The organism is Rhizobium sp. WSM1328, assembly GCF_057653715.1.
The window spans coordinates 871045-878744 of the sequence record NZ_JBYGKO010000002.1 but is presented as its reverse complement, the minus strand read 5'-3'; the positions used below and the strand labels follow the sequence as shown (position 1 = coordinate 878744).

Genomic DNA, 7700 nt, shown 5'->3' with positions numbered 1-7700 from the left:
GATCTTTTTCCCAAGTAACTGCGCAATTTTGAACGAAAGCGCTTCAGTTGCGCAGTTACTATATGCCTCGATTCGTTACCAATTTACAAATGCTTAACCAAACCACCCGTTTCCGCCCGCCGAGACGACCGGCGACGTCGGACAGATTTGAGTCGGTGCGAGCCATGCCAATGGTTCGCAATGGTTGACAACACGGGTGACTTTCAAGCCAGCCGGAATTCAAGAAATTCCCCGGATAAATCCAATTTATCAATAGCCTGGACGCTGCCTCTCTATTTTCCGTCGTCCTTCAGGTAGTTGTTGCCGTTGATCACCAGAAGCCCGTCGGAACCTTTGTCCGGTTCGAATATGCTCATGGTCTCGGTCTTGCCGCTGGCGTCGGTCAGATCGAGGCGATAGCCGGAAAGTTTGTAGCGTCCGCTGGCGCCCGGCCGGTTGCTTGACGTGGTGACGCCCGATTTCGATCCGCCGACTTCATTCGTCGTCGAGGCGCCCAACCAGCCTGTGCGTTCGAAAGTACCGTTTCGATGAAGCCTCAGGGTATGGCTGGACGCCACCGATCCCGATGAGGTCGCGGTCATGCCGCTCGAGGCGAAGGTGGATACCCATTCGCCGTCAAGTGTCGTGCTCTCATCAAATGGCGGCACGGCGCGATAGTCTGCCTCGGCAATCACCAGGTCTTCGCCCTTTTTCGAGAATGTCTTCGTCTCTGTCTCGATCGTGCCGTAGGCAGAGGTGACGCTGCGCGTTTCGATCGACCCGGTGGAGGAGAAGAAACCGCCGCCGACAAGCTTGTAGAGGCCGCAATCGGTCGGGGTCTCCTTACAATGTTCGGTGATGCTCCGGCCGCCCTTCGGTAGCTCTGTGCTGAACAGACCCTTCGGGTCGAAGATGGTGATCGTGCTGTCCGAATAAAAATCCATGCCGCCGAAGACATTCGGCCGGATTCCGGTATCGAGATGGGTGAAGACGCCGTCCAGCCCGCCATCGCCGCTCGTCGGCACGAGGTCGAAATCCTTGTCGGAAGGATCAAGCTTCACCGAGCGGACCAGGGCAGCGAAATCGGCCTCGGCGCCACTGCTTCTGTCACCGCTGACATTCGGCAGCACGAGCTGCAGAAAGGCCTGCCGCTTGTCGCCGGCGATGCCGACGACGATCTGGCTGATGCTGACGTTCTTCTGTTGGACGCAGCAGCGTTCTTCCGCGCGGATGTCATAGCCGTTTACCGAGACCCCGTAATGCTTGATCAGGATATCTTCCTTTGCCATGTCGGGCAGCGTCGCAACGAAGGTCTTCATGCCGGCCTGCAGGGAATTGCGCGCTGCCGCGAGCGGCTTGGTGATCTGAATCAGAGCATTGCCGCGCTTGTCGTCCTCCGTTTCCAGAAATTCCTTCTGGAGCATGAAGAGATTGCCCTTTCCGGCTTTCCTCCAGCCGGAAGCAGCATCGGGCAGGGTCACCGTCAGGCCGCCGATATCGGCGGGTGCGGCGAAGGATTGAGCGCTGGACAGTAGGGAAACGAGGACGAGAATGAAACCCAAGCCTGGTCTCACTCGACCGACCCGATCGATCTGTGCGTTGCCCATGTGCGCCTGCCCTCCTTTTCGACTGCTGCCGACGGGATTTGGAGCGGGGTGCGACGAGTTCAACCCTGAGCTTCATACAGGTTTCTTGAATGCTTCGAGGTGATGAACCCCGGCGACTTGGGTGAAAACACCCGAACCTCCAGAGTCGCGCCCCTCGACCTTCCGACGGACGCCGTCCTCAGCATCGGGCGGCAGGGTGCGCCTCAGATCACGGGTCTAAACCGGCCAACGTTGACGTAGCCGGCAAATGAATGTTTGCCATCCCTCGTTTTGCAGTGCACAATATTTGCTGTTAACAGGGATGTGAGCCGTTGAGAATTTGCATCTACAAATCAGATGAAGCTCCTGAAGTGACGCTGTTCTTACGAGAAGGCGTACCGGTGCCCGCACATCCGAAGAGCCAAAAGTGGCGGCACATAAAAGCGGTTGTTGGCGAAGAGGTAAGGGCCGACCTTCTGACCCAGATAGAGATCGGCAATGGATGTCTTTTTGTCAACCTTGGGGCATTCCCGAAGCACTGATCTAGGCGGCTGGGTTAAACGCTGCTCAACCGACACGGAATATGCTCGCTCATTATTGTACCCGCCACCAATCTTTCAGGAGGCAAGCCTTGAAACCCCCGCTCATCTCGATTTAAAGATTGCGGTGAGCCTTTGAGGGTTCTAATCGCAGCCAGATGGACGTTCTGTCGCGGGTCAAAGTCTCCTACCGGCCGGAAGAAAAGCCACATGGCCTACTCCCCCATCGATTGGTAGAGCCAGTCGGCAAGCGTCTGGCGCGCCATGCGCGCACCGGCGCCGGGAATCAGTGCGTCGTCGGTCAGTTCGACGCCGAAATACGACGTGGATCGATCTGCTATCACCTGGCGTTCGTCTTCGTTCGCGGCGAGATAGATCCGGGCGATTTCATCGATGCCGAACTGCTCCGGACCGCCGATTTCGACGACATCGCCAAAGGGAGCACCGGCTGCCAGTTCCGCCAGGAATGCAGCGACATCTCCGGCTGCGACCGGCCTCATCAAGGCCGGTGGCAACCGAAAGACATTGTCTTCTGCACCGATGTCGATCAATCCGTTTATGAACTCGTAAAATTGCGTGGAGCGGAGGATCGTATAGGGTCGACCTGAAGCCCGGATGAGATTTTCCTGCACCATTTTCGCACGAAAATAATCGCTCTCCACGAGGTGCGGCGTGCCAACGACGGAGAGTGCGAGATAGTGCCGGACGCCGCTCTGCGCCGCAACTGCGAGCAAGTTCTTTGTCGACGCCTTGAAGAAATCGAGCGCCGAACTGTCACCGAACGATGCGGCATTGGTCACGTCCACAACGACTTCGGTTCCCGCCATCGCCACGTCCAGTCCCTTGCCGGCAACCGTGTCGACGCCAAGCGACAATGATGCGGCCGCGACGTCGTGGCCCGATTGGCGCAGCTTCTCGCTGAGCCGCGTTCCGATCAGACCGCTTGCTCCCACCACGGTGATTTTCATATCGGCATCCTCTGTTGCATCTCGTCTGCAATGCCTCACGTGGGATCGACAATGACCGGAAAGCCGGACGCCTTCCATCGTGACTGAGGTCAGGCGTCCTAGGTCCTACGGCATAGCGGAACCAGCCCGAAGCCTAGGATGCGCCATCGGGAAAACAGAGCATTCTTCCGATCCGTCGTTTGCCCGAAAATTCCGGCTACATTCCCGCGCAATGCATGGGTTTCCATGAGTTGCGGTTGTGGTGCAGCGGGATTACGGTTCGTAACATGAGCTCGCCAGCCCCGAAATCGAGAATGACTGCTGCAGGAAATGCTGACGATCCGCCGGTTCTCTCTGTCCGGCAGGAGCAGTTGATGCTGAGCGTCTGGTCCCACCGTCCCCGGCTCCTGCATCTGGGGCTTTTCTTCCTCGCCTATGTACTCGCCTGCGGCTTCGCACAGTCGCTGGCAATCGTGCCGGGAACGGGTATTTCCATCTGGCCCCCGGGCGGGCTTTTCGTCGCGACCCTCATCCTCGCCTCCAGGCGCAGCTGGCCATGGTGGATCCTGGTGGGCTGCCTGGCGGAAATGTTCAGCAATTTCCTGTGGTTCTACAGCCCCGTGCCTGCGGCCTTCCTGATCTATGTCGGCAACGCTCTTGGAGCAATGGTCGCGGCATGGCTGGTGAACCGGACCTTGAAACATCCCGTTCAGCTGGAAACTCTGCGGGAAGTTCTCACATTCGTCATCCTGGCCGCCGGAATCGCACCGATCGTGAGCGCGACCGTGGGAAGTGCCACGCTTGCCTGGTTCGCGATCCAATCGCAATCCTTCGCGACGGCCTGGCCGCTATGGTGGATCGGAGACGCAACCGGTGTCCTCATCGTCGCGCCGCTGGCGTTGGTCCTCTTTCACAGCTGGCGCAGCAAGATGCAGTTCTCGGCCGCGCAATGGGTGGAAGCCTGCGTCCTGGGGCTGATCTTTCTTGGTGTCGCGGCTCTTTCGCTGAGCGGCTACCTTCCCTTCGCCTACATCATCATGCCGCCACTTCTCTGGGCCGCGGTCCGCTTCGAGTTCAAGGGCGCCGCGGTATCGCTCGCTCTGCTTGCTCTGATCACGGCGGTATTCACGATAACAGGGGCCAGCCAATTTTCCGGCGATCCCGAGTCCCAGAAACACAATCAGATCATGCTGCAGCTGTTTCTGGCTATCTCGGCATTTTCGGCGCTGATTGTCGCCGCCATATCCCGACAGCACCAGCTGGCCGTGCTGACATTGCACCAAAACGTGGAGACGTTGCGCGACCGGGAACGGGAGCTCTCGCAGCTCGTGGACATGGTTCCGAGCCATGTCTGGCGTCTGACGCCCGAGGGCGAGCCGACTTTCTTCAATAGGCGGATGGTCGACTTCCTGGGTCTTGACGTGGCGGACTCGGACAGGCCGGGCATGAGCCGGCTGGAGGCGGTCCTGCAGGCCACCGTTCATCCCGATGATACAGCCGGGTTCAGGGACGCCCTTCGCCATTGCCTCGCCACCGGCGAGAGCTTCGTCATGCGGTATCGGCTGCGGCGCGCCGACGGTCTCTATCGCTGGATGTCTAGCCGCGCCGAGCCGATGCGTGATCAGGCCGGAAACACTGTCCAGTGGTACGGGCTTTGTCACGACATCGATGATCAGATGCGTGCCGAAGAGGCCGTTCGGCGGAGCGAAAGACAGCTTCAGCAGATGATCGATGCCGTGCCGGTCCGCATATGGAGCGTCGAACCGACAGGCGGATCGACCTACTTCAACAAACGCTACCAGGATCATTTCCGCGCCGTCATCGCCAATTTCGACTCTCAGGCCGAACCGCGCATCGACGAGCTGCTGCAGCAGCTGATTCATCCCGAGGATGCGTCCGCCGTGCAGCGCACGCTGCGCAATTGTTTCGAAGCCGGCAGCGGCTCCGCCATGCGGTTTCGCTGGCTTGAAAAGGATGGCGTCTACCGCTGGGCCGAATGCAGGGTGGAGCCGCGGCGCGATGACGACGGAACGGTCGTGCAATGGTACGGCGTCTCCCTCGATATCGACGAGGAGGTGCGTGCGCTGGAGGCGTTGCGCGACCGCGAACGCGAGCTGTCGCAACTCGTGGACATGGTCCCGGTTCAGATCAGGCGCCTGACGCCGGGAGGCGAACCGGTCTTCTTCAACAAGCGCCTGATCGACTTTTTCGGTCTCGACGTTGGCGATATGGACAAGCCCGGCATGAGCCGGCTCTCCTCGGTCATCCACACCCTCGTCCATCCCGATGACGCATCGAGGTTGCTCGAGACGGTTCACCATTCGCTCGCCAGCGGCGATCCCTTCTCGATAAAATATCGCATGCTCCGTTTCGACGGAGCCTATCGCTGGGTCGATGGCCGAGCCGAGCCGCTACGCGATCAAAGCGGCGCGATCATGCAATGGTATGTCATATCAGTCGACATCGACGATGAGATGCGCGCGCAGGAAGCGCTACGCGACCGGGAGCGGGAGCTTTCGCAACTCGTGGACATGGTTCCGAGCCTGCTCTGGCGGCTCAACCCGGAAGGCGCTCCGACCTTCTTCAACCAGCGCCTGATCGATTTTTTGGGTCTCGACATTGTCGATACAGAAAAGCCGGGCGTCAGCCGGCTAGCGGCGCTCATCGAGGCCGCCGTCCATCCCGACGATGCAGCCGGCCTCGAGCAAGCGCTCAACCATTCCTTTGCTACGGGGGAGCGCTTCTCCAGCCAGTATCGCCTGCGGCGCGCCGACGGCGTCTACCGCTGGGTGAAAGGCAGCGCGGAGCCGCTGCGGGATCAAAGCGGCCGGATCGTCCAATGGTATGGTCTTTCGCATGACATCGACGATCAACTGCGCGTCGAGGAGGCACTGCGGGAGAGAGAACGATCGCTCTGGCAGCTCGTTGAAACGCTGCCGGCAATGATCGATTGCGCAGCACCTGATGGAGAACCGATCTATCGCAGCCAGCAACTGCGCGACTTCCTCGGTTATAATCTCGATGAGTTGGATGGAACAGGCAAAACCCGGCTGGAAGGCACACTCGATGCCGGTGTTCATCCCGACGATGTGGCAGGGGTCAAAGAAAACTATTCCCATTCGTTGTCCTCTGGCGAGCCCTATGCGCGTAGGCACCGTCTGCGGCGCCATGATGGTGAATATCGCTGGGTCGAGACGCGCGCGGCACCGATGCGCAATGCCGAAGGCGTCATCGTCCAGTGGAATGTCATCTGCCTGGATATCGACGGTCAGGTTCACGCGGAGGAAGATCTGCGTCGGGCGCGAGAGGGTCTTGCACGGGCGAGCCAAGTGGCGAGCCTCGCCGAGCTTTCAGCCTCCATCGCGCACGAGGTGAACCAGCCACTTGCGGCCGTCGTGGCCAACTCACACGCCTGCCAGCGCTGGCTCATGGCCGAGCCGCCGAATATGGAGCGGGCACAGAGGACAGTCGAGCGCATCATCCGAGATGCCAACTCGGCGGCAGATGTCGTCAGCCGTATTCGCGCCCTGTTCAAGCAATCCGTGGACAGGAGGATCCCATCGACGCTCTCCGGTATCGTCAACGAAGTGCGCAACCTCATGGCCGACGAGGCCTGGCGTCGTCACGTTCGGATGGAGGTGGAGCTCGACGACACCCTTCCGCTCATCGCAATCGATCGCGTCCAGATCCAGCAGGTTCTGATCAATCTCATCCGCAACGGTATCGAGGCAATGGACGCCACGACAGGCGACAGGGTCGTCGAAATCCGCGTGCGCCAGATCGGGAATATCCTCCAGACCGAGATCAGCGATCGCGGACAGGGCATCGACTTTCCCGAAAAGATGTTCGAGCCGTTCTTCACGACGAAGGAAAACGGCATGGGCATGGGGCTGGCGATCTGCCGCTCGATCGTCGAGTTGCACGGCGGACGATTGTGGGCCGAGAAGAACAATCCGCACGGAGCGACGTTGCTCTTCACCTTGCCCATAGAAACAAAGGCGGCGTCATGACGGCCGACGACCATATCGTCTTCGTCGTCGACGACGATGAACGTGTTCGGGAAGCGCTCAGCGAGCTGCTGGACTCGCACGGCATGCGCGCCATCACCTTCGAATCGGCCGGCGACTACGTGAAAGCGGACAAGCCGGACGTGCCCGCCTGCCTCATCCTCGATATCGAGCTGCCTGACATCAACGGCCTCGACCTGCAGAGACAGATCGCCGACAGGGATCATCCGCCGATCGTCTTCATCACAGGTCACGGCGACATTCCCTCCTCCGTGCGTGCGATCAAGCACGGCGCGGTGGATTTCCTGACCAAACCCTTTAGCGATGCGGACCTGATGGCAGCAATCCACGCGGCGCTCGCTGAGGATCTGGAAAAGAGATCGCAACGCGCCGAACTCGATATGCTGAGGCGACACTATCTCGACCTGACGCCACGAGAGCGCGAGGTGCTGCCGCTGGTCGTCAGCGGTCTTCTCAACAAGCAGGCAGCAGCCGAATTGGGGATCAGCGAAGTGACGCTGCAAATCCACAGAAGAAATGTGATGCAGAAAATGGCCGCGGCATCGCTCGCCGATCTGGTGCGGATCGCGGAGAGATTGGAAATACCGATAACCCACTCGCGCCGAGTGGGAGGGAATTGAA

Annotated in this window: 4 protein-coding genes; 2 read left to right on the top strand and 2 right to left on the bottom strand. The window is 59.8% G+C overall.

The genetic code is table 11. The features are described 5' to 3' along the window. Window positions 1-272: 272 nt before the first annotated feature. Together AC2444_RS27675 and AC2444_RS27670 are read right to left on the bottom strand one after the other, a co-directional pair. Window positions 273-1586 carry a hypothetical protein gene (locus AC2444_RS27675; protein WP_128449781.1) on the bottom strand — a complete coding sequence of 438 codons (1314 nt, stop codon included), beginning with the start codon at window positions 1584-1586 and terminating at the stop codon, window positions 273-275. 733 nt (window positions 1587-2319) lie between these two features. Next, window positions 2320-3072 carry an SDR family oxidoreductase gene (locus AC2444_RS27670; RefSeq protein ID WP_003562611.1) on the bottom strand — a complete coding sequence of 251 codons (753 nt, stop codon included), beginning with the start codon at window positions 3070-3072 and terminating at the stop codon, window positions 2320-2322. A 353-nt stretch (window positions 3073-3425) separates the two neighbouring features. Here AC2444_RS27670 and AC2444_RS27665 point away from each other — a divergent pair, with 353 nt between their 5' ends. Together AC2444_RS27665 and AC2444_RS27660 are read left to right on the top strand one after the other, a co-directional pair. Continuing rightward, entirely contained in the window at window positions 3426-7061 is a 3636-nt protein-coding gene (locus AC2444_RS27665; protein ID WP_003562613.1) for a PAS domain-containing protein, read from the top strand. Beyond that, window positions 7058-7699 (top strand): response regulator transcription factor, encoded by a 642-nt coding sequence (locus tag AC2444_RS27660; RefSeq protein WP_012755521.1) that lies wholly within the window; start codon window positions 7058-7060, stop codon window positions 7697-7699. The genes AC2444_RS27665 and AC2444_RS27660 overlap by 4 nt, the downstream gene beginning before the upstream one ends. Window position 7700 lies beyond the last annotated feature (1 nt).